The sequence below is a fragment of the Providencia sp. NPDC089933 genome (genome assembly GCF_049545585.1).
GTDB lineage: Bacteria > Pseudomonadota > Gammaproteobacteria > Enterobacterales > Enterobacteriaceae > Providencia > Providencia huashanensis.
This window is the reverse complement of the sequence record NZ_JBMWDT010000014.1, coordinates 68,103-86,864: the sequence shown is the minus strand read 5'-3', so window position 1 is coordinate 86,864 and position 18,762 is coordinate 68,103. Positions and strand designations below refer to the sequence as shown.

Genomic DNA, 18,762 nt, shown 5'->3' with positions numbered 1-18,762 from the left:
AGGGTTAAAATAGCTAACTGCTTATTAGAGAGGCACGTTTTAATTTTTTTATCAAACCTGCCAGCATACTTATACTGGCAGGTTTCAGTGACGTCTTATTTTACTAACCTGTATTACGCATTCCCGCAGCAACACCGGCAATCGTAACCATCAGAGCTTGTTCCACTCGAGGGTCTGGGTGTTCTTGCTGACGAGAACGGTGTAACAGTTCAGCCTGTAACACGTTCAATGGGTCTGTGTAGACATTACGCAGTGCGATAGACTCGGCAATCCAAGGTAAGTCGGCCATTAGCGCCTCATCTTTCGAAACCGCCAACACACTTTTTATATCCTCCGACAGCTGATCACGTAGTTTTTGCCCCAACGGCCATAAACGTTCTTCCACTAAACGATGATCATAGTACTCCGCCAGCCATAGGTCTGCTTTCGCATAAACCATCTCTAACATGGCTATACGTGTATTAAAGAATGGCCATTGCTGCCACATTTCATCAAGAATGTTTTGTTTGCCTTCTTGTTCAATGACATGTTTCAGTGCTGCGCCCGCACCCAACCAAGCAGGAAGCATCAAGCGGTTTTGTGTCCATGCAAAAATCCAAGGAATAGCACGTAATGTTTCAACACCACCAGTAGGTCGACGTTTCGCTGGCCTTGACCCTAGTGGCAACTTGCCTAGTTCTAATTCAGGCGTAGCAGCACGAAAGTACGGAACAAAATCAGGCTGTTCACGTACATAGTCACGGTACATTGCACAAGAAACATCCGATAATGAATCCATCACCGATTTCCACTCGTTTTTCGGTTCTGGTGGCGGTAAGAGATTAGCTTCTAGGATTGCGCTTGTATACATTGCTAAACTACTGATAGTGACTTGTGGTAACCCGAATTTAAAGCGGATCATTTCCCCTTGTTCTGTAACACGCAAGCCACCTTTTAAACTCCCCGGAGGCTGAGACAGCAATGCAGAATGAGCCGGAGCCCCCCCACGACCGATAGTGCCACCACGTCCGTGGAACAGGGTCAGTGTCACACCTTCTTTTTCACACAGTTTAATTAACGCATCTTGTGCCCTGTATTGTGCCCACGATGCTGCCATTACCCCTGCATCTTTAGCTGAATCTGAATACCCAATCATCACCATTTGGCGGTCATCGATCAGCTCGCGGTACCATTCAATACTGAGCAGTTTTTGCATTACGCTTTCAGCATTATTTAAGTCTTCTAAGGTCTCAAATAATGGTGCGACAGGTAAACGAACTGAAGCGCCAGTTTCATTAAGCAATAATTTAACCGCTAAGACATCTGAAGGTACTTTAGCCATTGAAATTACATAAGCCGCAATCGAATCATTCTTCGCATTCGCAATAACACGGCAGGTTTCAAATACCTCTTGTGTTTCTGGGCTAGGCTGCCAATCTTGTGGAATTAATGGGCGGCGTGATTGCAGCTCGGACAGTAAAAATTGCTGTTTTTCCTCTTCCGACCACTGTGAGTAATCCCCCAGCCCTAAATATTGTGTGAGTTCTGCAATAGCCTCTGTATGGCGAGTACTTTCTTGGCGGACATCAATACGTACCAACTGTAAGCCAAAACTACGAATACGACGTAAGGTATCCAGCAGTTGCCCATTGGCAATAATTTTCATATTGCAGGCAATTAACGATTGATAACAGGCATATAACGGGTCCCATAACTGGGCATTATCTGTCAATAAATCGGCGGGAGGCAAGGCTTGCTCACCTTTTACACGGCGCTCTAAATATTCTAATGTTGAGAATAATTGGCTACGCAAATTTTTAGCAATTTGGCGATACGGTTCATCCACATCATCGCCTCCAGCTAATGCACGTAACTCTGGGGTTGCCTCCGTCATGGACAGTTCAGAAACTAAAACCTGAATGTCTTTTAGGAATAAATCTGCTGCTTTCCAGCGACTTAGCAGTAAAACTTGACGAGTAACATCCGCCGTCACATTTGGGTTACCGTCACGGTCACCGCCCATCCATGACGTGAAACGGATTGGATTGGCTTCGACAGGTAAAACAGTGCCAATCGAGTCTTCGAGTTGTTCGTTAAATTCACGTAAAAATGCAGGAACCCCTTCCCACAGTGAATTTTCGACCACTGCGAAACCCCACTTCGCTTCATCAATTGGCGTTGGACGAATTTTACGAATTTCATCGGTATGCCATGATTGAGCGACTAATTGGCGTAGGCGCCGCATAATATTATTGCGCTCATAGTCCGCAATATCATCATGATCAAGCTGAGATAAACAGGTGTTTACTTCAACCAGTTTGTGGATCAACGTCCGACGTGCGATCTCAGTGGGGTGAGCGGTTAAAACTAATTCGATAGAAAGCTGTTCAACTGCTTTTTGAATGTCTGTATCAGTAAAGCTTTTTTCTTTTAAGCGGCCAAACAGATTTTTCAATGCGACGGGGTTACTTGCCGCTTCACCATGAGGTGAAATACTGTGGTATTGCTCAGCGACGTTTGTTAGGTTTAAGAATTGGTTAAATGCCCTTGCGACGGGTAGCAACTCATCATTAGAGAGGTTTTGTAATGTCATCAGCAGTTTTTGGCGCTGAACTTCATTACCTGCACGGGAAGATTTAGAAAGCTTACGAATGGACTCTACTTTATCGAGTATGTCTTCGCCTAAAGCTTCCTTGATGGTATCGCCGAGTAACTTACCTAGCATACTGACATTACTGCGCATTGCGGAATATTGCTGATTCATGAGACTCCTGACCTTGTGCTTCTGGCAGAATGCATCCCGCATGACTCACGGTTAACAGACTGCTACCTGTTTCCTGTAACAAAATTTCAGTCGGCTGCGTTAGAATTATCATTTTGTGATGCAGACCGCTAAATTTACCCTTCAATGTATATTCATATCAGAAAAAAATGACTTTGGGGGATTTTTCTGAAATTTAATTACAGATTCATTTTTATTAATTTTTCTTATTTAAGTATTGTTTCAGCGCAATATATCGTCGATTCAGCACTTTTAAGACATGAATAATGCTTAAGAATTAAATCATCAGAATAAAAAGACAGAAAAGAAGGCTGTAGATTAAAAATTTTCATGATGTATTGGTGCCAAATTTACATTTAAAGCACCAATACACTTAAACAATGATTACAACAATTGAGAAAGGCGGTTTAAATCAGATTGAATAGCCCCAGCAGTCACATCTCGCCCTGCCCCAGGACCTCTTATTACTAATGGGTTATCTCGATACCAGCGACTTTCTATCGCAAATACATTGTCACCCGGTAATAATGAAGCCAATGGGTGATTCGGTTGTACTGCCTCAACACCCACTTTAGCTTTACCTTTTACTGCATCAAACCGCGCAACATAACGAAGTACTAACCCCATTTCCTGTGCCGCTTCTAAGCGCTGTTGCATCTGTTCATTGATCACAGCACTATTTTCAAAAAACTCATCTAATGAGCCGGTTTGAGCTTGTTTAGGGACTAATGACTCAACACGTACGTCATTAGGTTCTATATCGTAACCAGCTTCACGGGCTAAAATAATTAACTTGCGCATCACATCTTGCCCAGAAAGGTCAATACGTGGATCAGGTTCTGTTAAACCTTGTTGCCACGCTTGCTCAACTAACTCACTGAACGGAACCGAGCCATCGAATTGCAAAAATAGCCATGATAATGTCCCTGAAAAAATACCGCTAATCGTCAGGATGACATCACCACTTTCTTTTAAATCTCGCACCGTATAGTTAATCGGCAACCCAGCTCCAACTGTCGCATTATAAAGCCAGTGACGACCTGTTTTTGAAAATGCATCTCGAATTTGGCGATACTGAGCTGTTTGTGCGGCCCCTGCAATTTTGTTAGCACTAATAACATGAAAACCATAGCTGGCAAAATCAACATAGCTATCAGCCAAAGTTTCACTGGCGGTAACATCTAAGACAACTAAATCATCATAAGGGTGAGAACGCATCCATAAAAACAAGTTGTCATCTTCATGTTCCACCGCCTCGTCATCAAAAAATGCCAAAGCGCGACTAGGGTCGATCCCCTGATAATTTAATAAACTACGGCGGCTATCCACCACACCAGCCAACACGAAGTCAAAGTCACTACGAGCAGAAATATTAGGTTGCTCCGCTGCAAAAAGTTCCAACCAACGCGCGCCAATATTCCCTTTACCAAAGAGTACTAACCCTATACGTTTTTCCGCACGGAACAAGCTTTGGTGCATACCTTGGATTAAATGTTCAGTTTGGTTTGTACGCAATACGGCAACCAAGCTAATCGCATCTTCAGAATGCCAAATAAATTCAACAGGCTGCCCCTTCAACTCCTCATAAAAACGGTGGCTATGCAGGGGTTTTTTGCCAACACCCGCCCCCACTAAAGCAACCAAAGAAAAACCTTCACGCAGTGATAATGACCCCGGTAACCCGGCTTCCTCTAAGACATTCAACGCACTTTCAACAAGTTCTGAGGTATAGCATAATTGAAGCAATGCACGGTCATGGTGAATACCAAGAGCTAATGGACGTAATTGGACCCGTTTTAATAGTAAGTCCACATCCTTACAGATTTGTTTGAAATCCCGCCCTGCAGCAATACGTAGTTCAATTAAGCAAACATCATCGTGACTTGTGACAATTTTAGCCCCAGCTCCTGATGCTAATACACGCTCTATCTTGGTTGAGCCTTGCTCTGGTTGGTAACTACACCTTAATTGCAAATCAATGTTACTGACAGAAACGGGCTGCAAGGTACGAGTATGTAAAACTGGCGCCGCTAAACGCGCCAATTCGCTAGCTTCATCAAGACGTAATAAAGGCAATAAACACGCATCTTTAACCTTACGAGGGTCTGCACTGTACACCCCTGCAACATCACTCCAAATGGTGACTTTATCAACATCGGCGAGCGCACCAACCTGTGTGGCTGAATAGTCGCTACCATTGCGCCCGAGTAATACGGTTTCGCCTTGCTGGTTACGGGAGATAAAGCCAGTAACAACAATACGTCGATTAGGTAATTGAGTTAATTGTTGTTGTAATAAATACCGTGATTGTATTTCATCTACCTGAGGCTGTGCAGCGCGTTCAGCACGTAAAAATAAACGCGCGTCTAACCAAGAACTTGCCATATCAGCTTGAGATAACACTTCAGACATAAGGCGCGCAGACCAAATTTCACCATGACCGACGACTTCTGCGTAAGTGACATCACTATTCGGCTTATCCAGTAAAACACTGAGTCGTTCTAAATCCTGAATGAATAATTGGCTTAATTCTTTTGCTTTTGGTTCTGGCAAAAGAGATTCAATTAAATCCAGTTGATAGCGGCGTAATATTTGCTGAGCTTGATGAGCCGAAATACGGTCAATCTGACTTAATTTCAACCAATTGATTAGTTGATTGGTTGTACTACCCGCAGCGGAAACCACCATTAAATCACCGGGTTGGCTATAGTTAGCCATAATAGCCGCGACTCGTTGATAACACTTTGCGTCCGCTAAACTACTACCTCCAAACTTATGTAACTGGCGGTGGCAAGGTGCCACCTCAACCGCTGTTAGTACACTCATCAAAAAACTCCGCTAACGTTGTGCCGCAACCTGAAATGCTTGCTCTAAATCTGTAATTAAATCCTGAGGGTCTTCAATCCCGACCGAAATTCTCAGCAAGCTATCCGTAATACCGGCTTGTGCTCGAGCTTCAGCGGACATCCCCGCGTGGGTCATTGTTGCCGTATGAGAAATCAGGGTTTCTACACCACCTAATGATTCTGCCAATGTAAATAAAGACAAGGCGCTCAGAAAACGACGTAGTTGTAATTCATCACCAGCAAATTCAAAACTTAACATTGCCCCAAAACCTTTTTGCTGCTTAAGTGCAATTTGATGCCCTGGGTGATCTTCCAATTCAGGATAATACAATTTTTTCACTAAAGTCTGTGATTTAAGATACTTTACGATTTCTTGTGTATTTCTCTGCTGTTGTAAGATACGTGGGGATAAGGTTCGAATCCCTCGCAATAATAAATAGCTATCAAAAGCCCCTCCAGTAACACCAATATTATTTGCCCACCACGCTAATTCTATTGCCCATTTTTCATCTTTGGCAATAACAACTCCAGCCACAATATCTGAGTGGCCATTAAGATATTTAGTGCATGAGTGGACAACGAAATCCGCCCCTAATGAAAGCGGTTGCTGTAAAATCGGGCTTAGAAATGTATTGTCAACAACGACTAATGCCCCTGCTTCATGAGCCAAATGAGCAATATGCTGTATATCAAAAATTCTTAATAGTGGGTTGCTCGGTGTTTCGATTAACACCAATTTAGGCTTTTTATCTAATGCCTTTTGCAATGCACTTTCGTCACTTTGGTCGACAAACTGTACTTGATAAGCCCCACGCTGGCTTTGGCTATTAAATAACCGGTAACTTCCCCCATAACAATCGTGGGGAGCTACAAGTAAATCACCCGGTTGTAAAAATACCGTACATAACAGATGAAGCGCAGACATACCGCTATTCGTCATTACAGCCCCACTTCCCCCTTCGAGCTGTGCTAATGTTTTTTGTACTATATCCCGCCCTGGGTTTCCTCGACGTGAATAATCATGAACTCGCGGCTGATTAAAGTCAGTAAAATTATAGGTACTGGACAAATAAATGGGAGGCACAACGCAACCAAATTGTTGATCTTCATTTAATCCATTATGAATTGCGATAGTTGACGGTTTGTAGGCCATAAACGCTTCTCCTGATTTGTGATTGCTCAAATCATACCCATGAGATGTTTAGACGTCAACATATCTAGACGTCTAAACCTCTTTACGTTTATATCAAGTAATGGAATAATCAGCCTTAATAATTATGTGCTCATTGATAATCAATAGCACAAATAGACTTAGCTAGTTAATTTCACAGGAAAAATTGTGGTAAACTAGGACAAGTTTCTTCTTACTTATATGCAGACACGCCCTATTTGAAGCTTAGAATAAGTTTCTCTTAAAAAGAATATGCATATTATTTTTAATTATTACTGAAAATATCCAAGGTAACTCATGGCTGAATGGAATGGTGAATATGTCAGTCCGTATGCTGAACATGGCAAAAAGAGTGAGCAAGTAAAAAAAATTACAGTATCTATCCCGTTGAAGGTACTAAAAATTTTAACTGATGAGCGTACACGCCGCCAGATTAATAACTTACGTCACGCTACAAATAGTGAATTACTGTGCGAAGCATTTTTGCACGCATTCACGGGGCAACCGCTGCCGAATGACGAAGATTTACGCAAAGAACGTAATGACGAAATCCCTGAAGCGGCAAAAGAAATCATGCGTGAATTAGGTATCGACCCAGAAACGTGGGAGTACTAACTCAATTTTTGCCTCAGTAATGCAATACGTTTTTCACTACGTCGCAAACAGGTATTCCCTGCCAGTGGCGTAGCGCTCTTCTTATCTTATCTAAAGGTGATTACACTTAATCGCTCATCCCAAGCCACGCTAAAATTTTTCTTTGGTCTCACACCTAACACCAAGATTTCTCTGAATTAGTTCACTTTCAGAATTGCCCGCAGGCTTATTTCCCCAACTTCTCTACACTTCATCACACCAATCTATAACCACACCCAATAATTAGAATTATTAAGGATAGTGTAATGAATAAATATAATCAGGTCTTAATCGGCTTACTCGGTGGAGCACTACTCATCACCGCAGGATGCACAAACCACTCAACTAGTTATACCAAAGAATATAAAGAAACTGCTAATAGCGATTTATCAGCGAAAAAATTAGGGACAAAATGGGGGGAAGATGTTAATTCTGCTGTACAAAAGGTCAAAGCCTCACGTTTAACCAACACACCTTTTGACACCGCCATTATCCTTTACCGTGGTGAACGTGTCCCAAGCCATGTTCAAACCATCAATTATATTCCGTTGTCCCCCATAGAGATCAAAATCACTGATGGAAATGACCGTAAAATGCCAATTTACCGTAATAACCAAGGACAATATATTTTGCCCGCCCAAGAGGGACAGCGTTATCAATTGACTATCGCCAATACCGATAGAAATAGAACCTACGAAGTGGTCACAACCGTTGATGGTATTGACGTACTAAATGGCCGTGCAGGTTCATACCAAAATAATGGATATTTGATCCGTCCCAAACATGAGGTCACCATTGAAGGCTTTCGCAAGAATCAGGACCAAGTCGCCGCTTTTCGCTTCTCAGCACCAGAAGATTCTTATGTAAATCAAAATGTTCAAGGTGACGAACGGAATATTGGCGTAATTGGTTTTGCGATTTTTGAAGTTCGGGAAGAATTAGCCGACTGCGAAGCAAACCCTTTCCCCGCAGAGACACAATATGCTCCAGCCCCGTGTAAAAAACGCTAAATACGCTTAAAACGCACCCCATAAAGAGTGCGTTCTTAAATATTGGCCGCGTTTAAACAAAATAAAATACTAATAACCACCATAAACCCACCATGAAACCGTTAATTATCAACTATTAACAAAGAATAACGATAATCATATCGTTTTTCACCCAATTTTGACTTATCTTAAATCAAACGCTTAATTTGACTTATAATAAAACCTTATTTCCAATAAACTAACTAAACGGTATTTTTAATGAAAAAGATAATTGCAGTATCTCTTTTAAGCGTCGTTTCTAGCGTAGCGATGGCATCGAATAGTGGTTTTTATGTTTCTGGTAAAATGGGAACATCAATCTTAAAACTTTCCGACCAAAAGTGGGAAAGTATTGATGACCTTGGTGAGTATGATCGTGCCAGTGGTGGAAGCAAAACCAAAGGCGTGTTCGGTGGCGGCCTTGCTGTTGGTTATGACTTATATGATATGACCTCTTTACCTCTTCGTACTGAGCTCGATATAACCCTTAGAGGGAAAGCATCTTCCAAATATAATCTAGCGAGTAGCTCTTGGGACAATGGCAATGGTTCTTTCTATTCAGATAGTGATGATGCAAAAAATGATATCACGCTAAATACTTTCATGGTCAATGCCTACTATGACTTCAAAAATGAAACTAATTTCACACCTTATGTATCTGTGGGCTTAGGGTTAGCGAGCATTAAGCATAAAGCACAGTATTCCTACTCTGAAACGAATTCCGGTGGTAGCGAATATAGTTCATCGTCTAAATCAAAAACTAATAGTAATTTTGCTTGGAGTTTAGGATTGGGTTCACAGTATGCAATCAATGACAATCTATCATTAGATTTAAGCTACCGCTTCTTAGATGCAGGTAAATCTGAGGTGAGCTCTTACACTGACGGTGCCAAAGATAAATCAAAAGTGAAAGTCAGAAGCAATGACATTATGCTTGGTGTGGTTTACCGCTTCTAACGGTTTATTCTACCCATAAAAAAAGGGAAAATATATTTTCCCTTTTTTTTGCATTTCACAAGTTCGATTATTTTTTAGAACCTGGGATGCTGAAACGTTGGTTAAAGCGATCAACACGACCACCAGTCGCAACATCACGCTGTTTACCAGTATAGAACGGGTGGCAATTACCACAAACGTCCAGGTTCAGCGAGTGACCAGCAGTTGAATTAATTTTCATAACATTACCGCAAGAACAAGTTGCAGTAACTTCTTCGTATTTAGGATGAATACCTTTTTTCATGGGAGAACCTCTATTAAGGCCGTGTCGCCATTCCAGCCCTAACGCCGGACACCACACGTCGTGTTGATTGAATTTAATATTATTGGCAAAAATAACTACCAAAGGCGGCGGATCATACAGAAATTCTGTTTATCACGCAATGAAAACCGAGTAAATTTTGTGTTACTCTAGTCCGCTCTTATTATTATCATCGCATAAAAAACAGACGGAAATCCAGCTATGATCGTCGTTCAGGTGGCATTACCTGTTCCTTTAAATCGCACATTTGATTATCGCCTCCCTGATAACATGGCGCTTCCCGTCATTGGGAGCCGTGTCATGGTGCCGTTTGGCAAGCGCCAAGCACTGGGGGTTGTGGTTAAACATAGCGATAAAAGTGAATTTGCTGAAGACAAGCTCAAAGCTATCGAACTGGTTCTTGACCAGCAAACTCTATTTCCTGACGATGTTTGGCAATTATTATTATGGTCTGCCCAATATTACCATTACCCAATTGGTGAGGTTCTTTTCCACGCTCTACCGACATTACTGCGCCAAGGTAAAGCCGCAGAATTCACCCCTATTTGGCAATGGCAAGTTACTGAGTTAGGCCTTGCGGTTGACCTTAATGAGTTAAAACGTTCACCTAAGCAGCAGCAAGCACTCGCCCTTTTACGTCGCCGGTCTGTGTATCGCCATCAGGTCAATGAACTTGAAATCAGCGAAAGTGCCTTACAAGCCTTAAAAAAGAAAAGCTATATAGAACTACACCCTGTTCAGCCTACTGCGGAAAAATGGCAACCTAACTTTACAATATGTGGCGAAAGGCTACGCCTTAACAGCGAACAGGCCACCGCGGTCGGAGCGATCCGTGCACAAGATGACGAGTTCTCACCATGGCTGCTTGCTGGGATCACAGGTTCCGGTAAAACAGAGGTCTATTTAAGCGTATTAGAAAATGTGCTTTCCCAAGGTAAACAGGCTTTAGTTCTCGTTCCCGAAATTGGCTTAACCCCACAAACCATTAGCCGTTTTCGTGAGCGTTTCAATGCCCCTGTAGATGTTCTACATTCGGGGTTAAATGACAGTGAACGTTTAGCCGTTTGGCTACGAGCTAAACAAGGGCAAAATGCAATTATTATTGGCACTCGTTCTGCCCTATTTACCCCATTTGCCCACTTAGGCATCATCATTATCGATGAAGAGCATGATAGCTCTTATAAGCAACAGGATGGCTGGCGTTACCATGCTCGAGACCTCGCGGTCTTTCGCGCCAAAAAAAATAATATTCCGATTGTGATGGGGACCGCAACACCGTCACTGGAAACCCTTTTTAATGTTCAACAAAATAAGTATCGTCAATTAAACCTCACTATTCGGGCTGGGAATGCTCACCCTGCAGTACAACATCTAATTGACTTAAAAGGCCAACCCTTAAAATATGGCCTATCACACTTGCTAATCCAACATATTAAAGAACATTTAGCGAAAAATAATCAGGTGATTTTATTTTTAAATCGTCGGGGCTATTCCCCGGCACTGATTTGCCATGAATGTGGCTGGATTGCCGAGTGCCAACGCTGTGATCATTACTACACCTTACATCAGAATTTTCACCAATTACGTTGTCATCACTGCGACAGCCAACGCCCGATCCCTCGCCAATGCCCACAATGTGGGTCAACCCACTTGGTGCCCGTAGGTATGGGAACAGAGCAACTTGAAGAGGGGATATCGGAGCTTTTCCCTGACACGCCAGTGACCCGTATTGACCGTGATACTACTAGTCGTAAAGGCGAACTTGAGCAACATTTAAACCAAGTTCACGAAGGTGGGGCAAGGGTCCTTATCGGCACGCAAATGTTAGCTAAGGGCCACCATTTTCCAGATGTTACCTTAGTCGCGCTATTAGACGTTGACGGCGCACTATTTTCGAGTGACTTTCGTGCGGCTGAGCGTTTTGCCCAATTATATGTACAAGTTTCAGGCCGTGCGGGTCGAGCTGGTAAGCAAGGGGACGTTTTTTTACAGACTCACCACCCAGAGCACCCTCTGCTACTCAATTTACTTGAAAACGGCTATGACGCTTTCACAAAAGAGGCAATGGAAGAGCGCCGTATCGCCATGTTACCACCTTACACTAACCATATTTTGATCCGCTCCGAAGACCACAATAACCAAGATTCACGCCTTTTTTTGCAAAATGTACGGCAATATATCGCAGAGCACCCGCAAAGTGACGCTAAACTGTGGATTTTAGGGCCATCGCCGTCGATTCAAGCCAAACGAGGTGGACGATTCCGCTGGCAATTATTGCTCCAACACCCTTCACGGTTATATTTGCAGCAATTTATGGCAAAACTACTGCCTGAAATCCTTCAGCAGCCAGAAAGCCGTAAAGTAAAATGGAATGTGGACGTCGACCCGACTGATTGCTAACCTCATTCCTTAAATTAATAATTTGAATACTCATGAACAAAGTATCTCTAGATATCTCTGTGTTTCAACAGCCGATTTTTAGGAATTTCCTCTCAAATTTTTTTTAAATTTGCGAAGCAGCTCTAAAAAATGACGTAAGTCACACTTTTTATGCAAACTAGGTAACAGATATTATTGTGAAACCAATTAGAATAACTTCTAATCATAAATAATGACGTGCTTTCGCCATTCAAAAAAAGCAAACGATTAAATCAATCTAAGGAAGGCGTTGTGGAAAGTAAAAAACACAATAATACGGCAACAATGAAAGACGTTGCCAGTGCTGCGGGCGTTTCGACAGCGACAGTCTCTAGAACCTTGATGAACCCAGAAAAGGTTTCTTTGCAGACAAGGCAAAAGGTCGAGCAAGCCGTGATGGATGTTGGCTATTACCCCCACAACCTTGCTAGAAGTTATAAGCGCAATGAATCAAAAACTATTCTTGTACTCGTTCCGAATATCCGTGACCCTTTCTTTAGCGACGTGGTTTGTGGTATCGAAGAAATTGCAGCACAAGAAGGCTATTTTGTGCTAATTGGTGATTGCAAACATCAACAAAAACAAGAAAATGCCTTTATTAACCTGATTATTACCAAACAAATCGATGGTATGGTATTACTCGGCTCTAATATCCCCTTTGATGTCTCCACTGAAGAACAAAAAAACCTACCGCCAATTGTTATGGCGAATGAGTTTGCCCCTGAATTAAAGCTCCCTACCGTTCATATTGATAACCTTACGGCAGCATTTAACGCGACCCATTACCTACAAAAGCAAGGCCACCGGCTGATTGCTTGTATCGCAGGTCCCTCTCATATGCCGTTGAGTGAGTATCGGTTAGAAGGTTATAAAAAGGCGATGTTGCGTACTGGCGAAAAGTTACGCGAAAACTATATTATTCGCGGCGATTTTACGCACGAAGGTGGCGCAGAAGCCATGAAAACGTTACTTTCACTTCCTGAACCCCCAACTGCCGTTTTTTGTCACAGTGATATCATGGCCATAGGGGCTATGTGGCAAGCGAAGAAAATGGGGTTACAACTCCCAGATGACCTTTCTTTCGTTGGTTTCGATAACTTAGAACAAGCAAAATACACTTTACCCGCATTAACGACTATCGACCAACCGCGTACTGAAATCGGCCATCATGCTATGCAACTGTTACTAGAACAGATCCACGGTAACAATGTCACCCCTGGGTCTCGTCTCCTAGATTCTGATTTAATCATTAGAGAGAGTACAAAAGCGCCTAAAAGCTAGGGGTTATTGAACTTTAATGGTACATTTTTATTCGTATTAAATGTATTTTGCTCAAGGCGAGCGATTCACCGTCTAGTCACAGTCACCTAGGCAAGAAGTGCTTAACACAGAGAAAAATTACATTTAATCGAACCCGAAGGTCTATTTTTCTGAATTATGTAGCTTACCGAGCATGGTTGTACTAAACCTAACCATGTAGCTGGTTTTAACACCAAAACGCGCTGTAAAAATCATCAGCAAAGATGAACAGCCCCTAGTCAAAGCCACTCAGGTTAAGTAACATGTTAAGCCAAATGACGACAACAATTAATAATTAGTGAATTAATAGCGTGGCACAAAAAGATTATGTAGCTCGAGGGCGCTCATCCGCTCGTAAAAAAGGCAAAGGTAAATCGAAAAAAGCACAGGGACTGCCAATGACTACTTTGGTCGTTGCTGTGGTGATTGTCGTGCTATTCGTTGGTGGCCTGTTTTATATCACCCAAAATAAAAAGGATACCCTACCACCACAATCTGTCGTACCAACTGCACCTACGGGCAGCACACTTCCGCCCAAACCTGAAGAGCGCTGGCGCTATATTAAAGAACTCGAGCGCCGCGGTGTTGATATACCAAGCTCTCAGCAGCCTAATACCGGTACTAATATTCTGCGTCCATCAGATTTAACACCTGAACAACGTCAATTATTAGAGCAAATCGATTCTGACCGGCGCCAACCGGTAACTAACTTACAAGAAATCCCTGCTAACGGTAAACCAGTGCCGCGGTCTCAGGTCATTATCAATGAACCGGCTCAACCTATAGAGCCAGTTCAACGTAAGCCTGTTGTGAATAACGAACCGAAAGTAGAATCTCGACCAGCGGCACCGGCCTCATCGACACAAAATGTACCGGATAAAAAACCAGCGAATAATCTGCAAAATATGTTAGTTCAATGCGGGTCATTCCGTACAGCAGAACAAGCAGAGTCGGTACAAGCAACACTCGCCTTTTCAGGTATTGAAAGCCGTATCTCTAGTGGCGGTGGCTGGCACCGTATCGTATTAGGCCCTTATTCCAAGTCAACCGCAGAGAAAATGCGTGACCGAGCAGCAGGTGTCGGTGTATCAGGTTGCATTCTTCGTGCTTCAGGGGGTTGAAAATCCTAACCTCCCACCCCATGTACTGTTTTAATGTACTCATGAGCGGTTGTTTTTATCTTCAACACAATTCAAGTGCTAGCTAATTAAACAGCTACCACTTGAATTTTATCTTTTGGAAATTAAAACCAGCTGCATTCTTTTTGTAATAAAACCAGGGGCTAACTCATGACAACAATCGTAAGTGTTCGCCGTAATGGCCAGGTCGTAATTGGTGGTGATGGACAGGCGACGATGGGTAATACCGTCATGAAAGGCAATGTCCGCAAAGTTCGCCGCTTATACAATGACAAAGTCATTGCCGGATTTGCCGGTGGCACCGCAGATGCATTCACACTTTTTGAACTGTTTGAGCGTAAACTCGAACTGCACCAAGGCCATTTAACTAAAGCGGCCGTTGAGCTTGCAAAAGATTGGCGTACAGACCGTATGCTACGCAAGCTAGAAGCGTTGCTCGCTGTCGCAGATGAACACACCTCGCTTATCATTACGGGTAATGGTGACGTGGTACAACCTGAAAATGACTTAATTGCCATAGGTTCCGGTGGTCCATACGCGCAATCAGCAGCACGTGCACTGTTAGAAAATACAGACTTGAGCGCAAAAGAAATTGCCGAAAAAGCACTCGCCATTGCTGGCGACATCTGTATTTACACCAACCACAATGTCAACTTTGAAGAAATTTCTTCAAAATCATAAGGATTGCTAGCATGTCCGAAATGACTCCACGCGAAATTGTCAGCGAACTCGACAATCATATTATTGGCCAAAACAAAGCCAAACGCTCTGTAGCAATTGCTCTGCGTAACCGCTGGCGCCGTATGCAGTTAAATGAAGTGTTACGCCATGAAGTTACCCCAAAAAATATTCTGATGATTGGCCCAACAGGGGTAGGTAAAACTGAAATTGCTCGCCGCTTAGCAAAATTAGCGAATGCACCGTTTATCAAAGTTGAAGCGACAAAATTTACAGAAGTCGGTTATGTGGGTAAAGAAGTTGACTCTATTATTCGTGATTTGACTGATTCTGCCGTCAAAATGGTGCGTTTACAATCTATCGAAAAAAACCGCTATCGTGCAGAAGAAATGGCCGAAGAGCGTATTTTAGATGTGTTGATCCCACCGGCAAAAAACAATTGGGGTCAATCTGAACCCACTGATGAACAATCACCTGCGCGTCAAACATTCCGTAAAAAATTACGTGAAGGCCAGTTAGACGATAAAGAAATTGAGATTGAAGTTGCGGCCACCCCAATGGGGGTTGAGATCATGGCACCTCCGGGCATGGAAGAAATGACTAACCAGTTACAATCCATGTTCCAAAATTTAGCGGGTCAAAAACAAAAGCCTCGTAAGATGAAAATCAAAGAGGCGTTTAAACTATTAGTGGAAGAAGAAGCCGCTAAATTAGTTAACCCAGAAGAGCTAAAAGAACAAGCTATTGAAGCCGTAGAGCAAAACGGTATCGTGTTTATCGATGAATTCGACAAAATCTGTAAACGTGGCGGTCAAAGCTCAGGTCCAGACGTATCCCGTGAAGGGGTTCAGCGTGACTTATTACCATTAATCGAAGGCTGTACCATTTCGACTAAGCACGGTATGGTAAAAACCGACCACATTCTCTTTATTGCATCAGGTGCATTCCAAGTATCTAGCCCATCAGATCTAATCCCTGAACTGCAAGGTCGTCTACCTATTCGCGTTGAACTGCAAGCACTGACCACTGAAGATTTTGTCCGCATTTTGACAGAACCAAATGCCTCCTTAACTGAGCAATATAAAGCGCTAATGGCAACTGAAGGCGTCAATATTGAATTTACAGCAGACGGTATCCGTAAAATTGCAGAATCAGCATGGCAAGTGAATGAGTCAACTGAAAACATTGGTGCTCGTCGTCTGCACACGGTACTTGAACGTTTAATGGAAGATATTTCTTTCGATGCAAGCGACCGTAATGGCCAAACTATCCAAATCGATGCTGAGTACGTCAAACAACACTTAGACGAACTGGTTGCTGACGAAGACCTGAGTAGATTTATTTTATAATCTTATTAATTATCAGGTTTTCATGTATCCTTAATATACATCGACTAAAGTGCAGCTTTTATCGCTGCACTTTTTTCTATGAAATATTAATCCTACTGCTTTGAAATTCAACAATATTTATCATTGCGATAGGCTAGTTAAATTTTTAAGAACACGACTTTAAATAATTCAGATTGTAGAAAACCAAAATAACATCAGCCCGATGTGACTAAAGTAGCTGGAATATAGCAAGTAACCTATACGAGTATGTGACTAGAGCAATAAAGTACAGCCAAGATCACTACAATTTGAAATATGACAAGTATGAACCTGTGAAGTAATTAAATGAACTCACCAAATACAATAAGCCGTAAACAAGCTTGGATTGAAAGCCTACGCCCCAAAACCCTCCCTCTCGGGGTGATTGCGATTGTCACAGGCTCCGCTCTAACCTATTTAACAGGCAACTTTAAATGGCCTGTGGCGCTTTTAGCCCTTATTACCGCTGGACTATTACAGATTTTATCTAACCTTGCCAATGATTATGGTGATGCTGTAAAAGGTTCCGATACCGAAGAGCGTATTGGCCCACTACGTGGTATGCAAAAAGGCGTTATCACGCAAGCTGACATGAAAAAAGCGTTAAAAATCAATATTACGGCGGCCTGTATTTCTGGGTTACTGTTAATTATTGTCGCGTGTGAAAAACCCGAAGATGCTATCGGTTTCGTAGCCCTAGGGTTAATTGCCATTGTTGCGGCCATTACCTACACTGTTGGTAAAAAACCCTATGGCTATTTAGGGCTGGGGGATATATCGGTACTCATCTTCTTTGGCTGGCTAAGCGTGATTGGGACTTACTACTTACAGGCAAATAGTTTCAATATCATCACCCTGTTACCCGCCACAGCTTGCGGGTTGCTATCAGTTGCCGTATTAAACATTAATAATATGCGTGATATCGAAAATGATATCAAAGCAGGTAAAAATACATTAGCTGTGCGTTTAGGGCCGCAGGGTGCACGCATTTACCACGCAATTATTATTATCGTTGCCATTTTATGTTTAGTGTTTTTCAACCTGATTTACTTACAAGGTTGGAGTGGCTGGCTATTCTTACTTGCGGTGCCAGTATTGATGAATCATTTACGCCGTGTTCTTAGCGACCCCACACCAGAAGGTATGCGCCCTTTACTTGAAAATATGGTAAAAGCGGCACTGATCACCAACGTGTTATTCTCTATTGGCGTGGTGATGAGCAAGTAATCATCATTATTTGCCTATTTTTTGACTTTTCCCGCCTATTTTTAGGCGGGTAACTTTGCCAAGTACTGTTCAAAAGGGATATACTGGTTACCTCTTGCAGCAAAAAAAGACCTAAATCCTATGAATTATGATACTTCCGAACTCTGCGATATATACCAAGAAAGCGTTAATGTGGTAGAACCTCTTTTCTCCAACTTTGGTGGGCGTACTTCATTTGGCGGTCAAATCATTACAGTTAAGTGCTTTGAAGATAACGGCCTACTGTATGATTTGCTGGAAGAAGACGGTACCGGCCGTATTCTGCTAGTTGATGGCGGTGGCTCTGTCCGTAAAGCGCTTATTGACGCCAATGTAGCAAGGCTTGCTGTTGACAACCATTGGGAAGGCATCGTGATTTATGGCGCGGTTCGCCAAGTCGATGCACTAATGGAACTTGACCTTGGCATCCAAGCTATTGCCGCTATGCCAGCAGGTTGCCCTGATGAGAGCATTGGTGAAAGTGATGTCCGCGTCAATTTTGGTGGCGTCACCTTCTTCTCTGGTGATTATCTGTATGCGGATAATACCGGCATTATTCTTTCTGAAGAGCCATTAACCTCGTCTGAGAACGACGGTTTTATCGAAGATGACAATATCGACGCATAATCCGTTAAAAATTCTAAAAATAAGGGCTGCAAATTATTGCAGCCCTTATTTTTATACTCTACAACGCAAGGTATGACGAACGTTTCTCTAAATAATTTGTGTTGTAGGCAGGCGGCAAAGTCGATAAGACTCTAAGAGCATACATAAGTATGTGACTAGGGCGAAGAGACGAAGCCAACACCCTACAACGCAAGGTATGACAAAAGTTTCTCTAAATAATTCGTGTTGTAGGCAGGCGGCAAAGTCGATAAGACCCTAGGAGCATACATAAGTATGTGACTAGGGCGAAGAA

15 protein-coding genes are annotated in these 18,762 nt (G+C 42.6%); 10 read left to right on the top strand and 5 right to left on the bottom strand.

Annotated elements, in window-relative coordinates; genetic code table 11:
- Positions 1-103 precede the first annotated feature (103 nt).
- From ppc to metB, 4 genes are all read right to left on the bottom strand, one after another.
- The gene (ppc, locus tag ACPEH5_RS18210; protein ID WP_210814561.1) at positions 104-2,743 is read right to left on the bottom strand and encodes a phosphoenolpyruvate carboxylase; all 2,640 of its coding nucleotides are present in this window, start codon (positions 2,741-2,743) and stop codon (positions 104-106) included.
- The gene (locus tag ACPEH5_RS18205; protein ID WP_155405705.1) at positions 2,712-2,855 is read right to left on the bottom strand and encodes a hypothetical protein; all 144 of its coding nucleotides are present in this window, start codon (positions 2,853-2,855) and stop codon (positions 2,712-2,714) included. Before ACPEH5_RS18205 ends, ppc begins: the two co-directional genes overlap by 32 nt.
- 290 nt (positions 2,856-3,145) lie before the next feature.
- The gene (locus ACPEH5_RS18200) at positions 3,146-5,587 is read right to left on the bottom strand and encodes a bifunctional aspartate kinase/homoserine dehydrogenase II (RefSeq protein ID WP_281111261.1); all 2,442 of its coding nucleotides are present in this window, start codon (positions 5,585-5,587) and stop codon (positions 3,146-3,148) included.
- Positions 5,588-5,599: 12 nt separating this feature from the next.
- Positions 5,600-6,760: a cystathionine gamma-synthase gene (metB, locus tag ACPEH5_RS18195; protein ID WP_042846667.1), complete on the bottom strand. Its 1,161-nt coding sequence runs from the start codon at positions 6,758-6,760 to the stop codon at positions 5,600-5,602.
- Between the two features lie 315 nt (positions 6,761-7,075).
- Between metB and metJ the strand changes: the two genes are divergently transcribed.
- The 3 genes from metJ to ACPEH5_RS18180 all read left to right on the top strand — a co-directional run bounded on the left by metJ (position 7,076) and on the right by ACPEH5_RS18180 (position 9,396).
- Positions 7,076-7,393, top strand: a complete 318-nt coding sequence (gene metJ, locus ACPEH5_RS18190; RefSeq protein ID WP_004265315.1) for a met regulon transcriptional regulator MetJ — start codon at positions 7,076-7,078, stop codon at positions 7,391-7,393.
- Positions 7,394-7,677: 284 nt separating this feature from the next.
- Complete coding sequence (locus ACPEH5_RS18185; protein ID WP_281111260.1) at positions 7,678-8,421, top strand: hypothetical protein; 744 nt, start codon at positions 7,678-7,680, stop codon at positions 8,419-8,421.
- 237 nt (positions 8,422-8,658) lie between these two features.
- Positions 8,659-9,396, top strand: coding sequence for an outer membrane protein (locus ACPEH5_RS18180; RefSeq protein ID WP_048605758.1), 738 nt, complete (start codon positions 8,659-8,661; stop codon positions 9,394-9,396).
- Positions 9,397-9,463: 67 nt separating this feature from the next.
- Here the strand turns inward: ACPEH5_RS18180 and rpmE are convergent, their stop codons facing one another.
- Complete coding sequence (rpmE, locus tag ACPEH5_RS18175) at positions 9,464-9,679, bottom strand: 50S ribosomal protein L31 (RefSeq protein WP_004265313.1); 216 nt, start codon at positions 9,677-9,679, stop codon at positions 9,464-9,466.
- A gap of 219 nt (positions 9,680-9,898) precedes the next feature.
- On the opposite strand from rpmE, the gene priA reads away from it, so the two are divergent.
- From priA to rraA, 7 genes are all read left to right on the top strand, one after another.
- Complete coding sequence (gene priA / locus ACPEH5_RS18170; RefSeq protein ID WP_042846670.1) at positions 9,899-12,097, top strand: primosomal protein N'; 2,199 nt, start codon at positions 9,899-9,901, stop codon at positions 12,095-12,097.
- Between the two features lie 270 nt (positions 12,098-12,367).
- Complete coding sequence (gene cytR / locus ACPEH5_RS18165) at positions 12,368-13,396, top strand: DNA-binding transcriptional regulator CytR (protein ID WP_042846671.1); 1,029 nt, start codon at positions 12,368-12,370, stop codon at positions 13,394-13,396.
- 329 nt (positions 13,397-13,725) lie between these two features.
- Complete coding sequence (gene ftsN / locus ACPEH5_RS18160) at positions 13,726-14,535, top strand: cell division protein FtsN (protein WP_166685514.1); 810 nt, start codon at positions 13,726-13,728, stop codon at positions 14,533-14,535.
- A gap of 168 nt (positions 14,536-14,703) precedes the next feature.
- Positions 14,704-15,234 carry an ATP-dependent protease subunit HslV gene (gene hslV / locus ACPEH5_RS18155; RefSeq protein WP_004265304.1) on the top strand — a complete coding sequence of 177 codons (531 nt, stop codon included), beginning with the start codon at positions 14,704-14,706 and terminating at the stop codon, positions 15,232-15,234.
- 11 nt (positions 15,235-15,245) lie between these two features.
- Complete coding sequence (hslU, locus tag ACPEH5_RS18150) at positions 15,246-16,580, top strand: HslU--HslV peptidase ATPase subunit (protein ID WP_042846673.1); 1,335 nt, start codon at positions 15,246-15,248, stop codon at positions 16,578-16,580.
- A gap of 324 nt (positions 16,581-16,904) precedes the next feature.
- Positions 16,905-17,825 carry a 1,4-dihydroxy-2-naphthoate polyprenyltransferase gene (locus tag ACPEH5_RS18145; RefSeq protein WP_042846674.1) on the top strand — a complete coding sequence of 307 codons (921 nt, stop codon included), beginning with the start codon at positions 16,905-16,907 and terminating at the stop codon, positions 17,823-17,825.
- 120 nt (positions 17,826-17,945) lie between these two features.
- Positions 17,946-18,470 (top strand): ribonuclease E activity regulator RraA, encoded by a 525-nt coding sequence (gene rraA, locus ACPEH5_RS18140; protein WP_281111259.1) that lies wholly within the window; start codon positions 17,946-17,948, stop codon positions 18,468-18,470.
- Positions 18,471-18,762 lie beyond the last annotated feature (292 nt).

What these genes read in the sequence shown, in the direction of transcription:
- ACPEH5_RS18205 (WP_155405705.1), bottom strand. Translation starts at nt 2,855, where the DNA reads ATGATAATTCTAACGCAGCCGACTGAAATTTTGTTACAGGAAACAGGT.
- ACPEH5_RS18145 (WP_042846674.1), top strand. Translation starts at nt 16,905, where the DNA reads ATGAACTCACCAAATACAATAAGCCGTAAACAAGCTTGGATTGAAAGC.
- ACPEH5_RS18180 (WP_048605758.1), top strand. Translation starts at nt 8,659, where the DNA reads ATGAAAAAGATAATTGCAGTATCTCTTTTAAGCGTCGTTTCTAGCGTA.
- ppc (WP_210814561.1), bottom strand. Translation starts at nt 2,743, where the DNA reads ATGAATCAGCAATATTCCGCAATGCGCAGTAATGTCAGTATGCTAGGT.
- hslU (WP_042846673.1), top strand. Translation starts at nt 15,246, where the DNA reads ATGTCCGAAATGACTCCACGCGAAATTGTCAGCGAACTCGACAATCAT.
- rraA (WP_281111259.1), top strand. Translation starts at nt 17,946, where the DNA reads ATGAATTATGATACTTCCGAACTCTGCGATATATACCAAGAAAGCGTT.
- metJ (WP_004265315.1), top strand. Translation starts at nt 7,076, where the DNA reads ATGGCTGAATGGAATGGTGAATATGTCAGTCCGTATGCTGAACATGGC.
- rpmE (WP_004265313.1), bottom strand. Translation starts at nt 9,679, where the DNA reads ATGAAAAAAGGTATTCATCCTAAATACGAAGAAGTTACTGCAACTTGT.
- ACPEH5_RS18185 (WP_281111260.1), top strand. Translation starts at nt 7,678, where the DNA reads ATGAATAAATATAATCAGGTCTTAATCGGCTTACTCGGTGGAGCACTA.
- priA (WP_042846670.1), top strand. Translation starts at nt 9,899, where the DNA reads ATGATCGTCGTTCAGGTGGCATTACCTGTTCCTTTAAATCGCACATTT.
- ACPEH5_RS18200 (WP_281111261.1), bottom strand. Translation starts at nt 5,587, where the DNA reads ATGAGTGTACTAACAGCGGTTGAGGTGGCACCTTGCCACCGCCAGTTA.
- metB (WP_042846667.1), bottom strand. Translation starts at nt 6,760, where the DNA reads ATGGCCTACAAACCGTCAACTATCGCAATTCATAATGGATTAAATGAA.
- hslV (WP_004265304.1), top strand. Translation starts at nt 14,704, where the DNA reads ATGACAACAATCGTAAGTGTTCGCCGTAATGGCCAGGTCGTAATTGGT.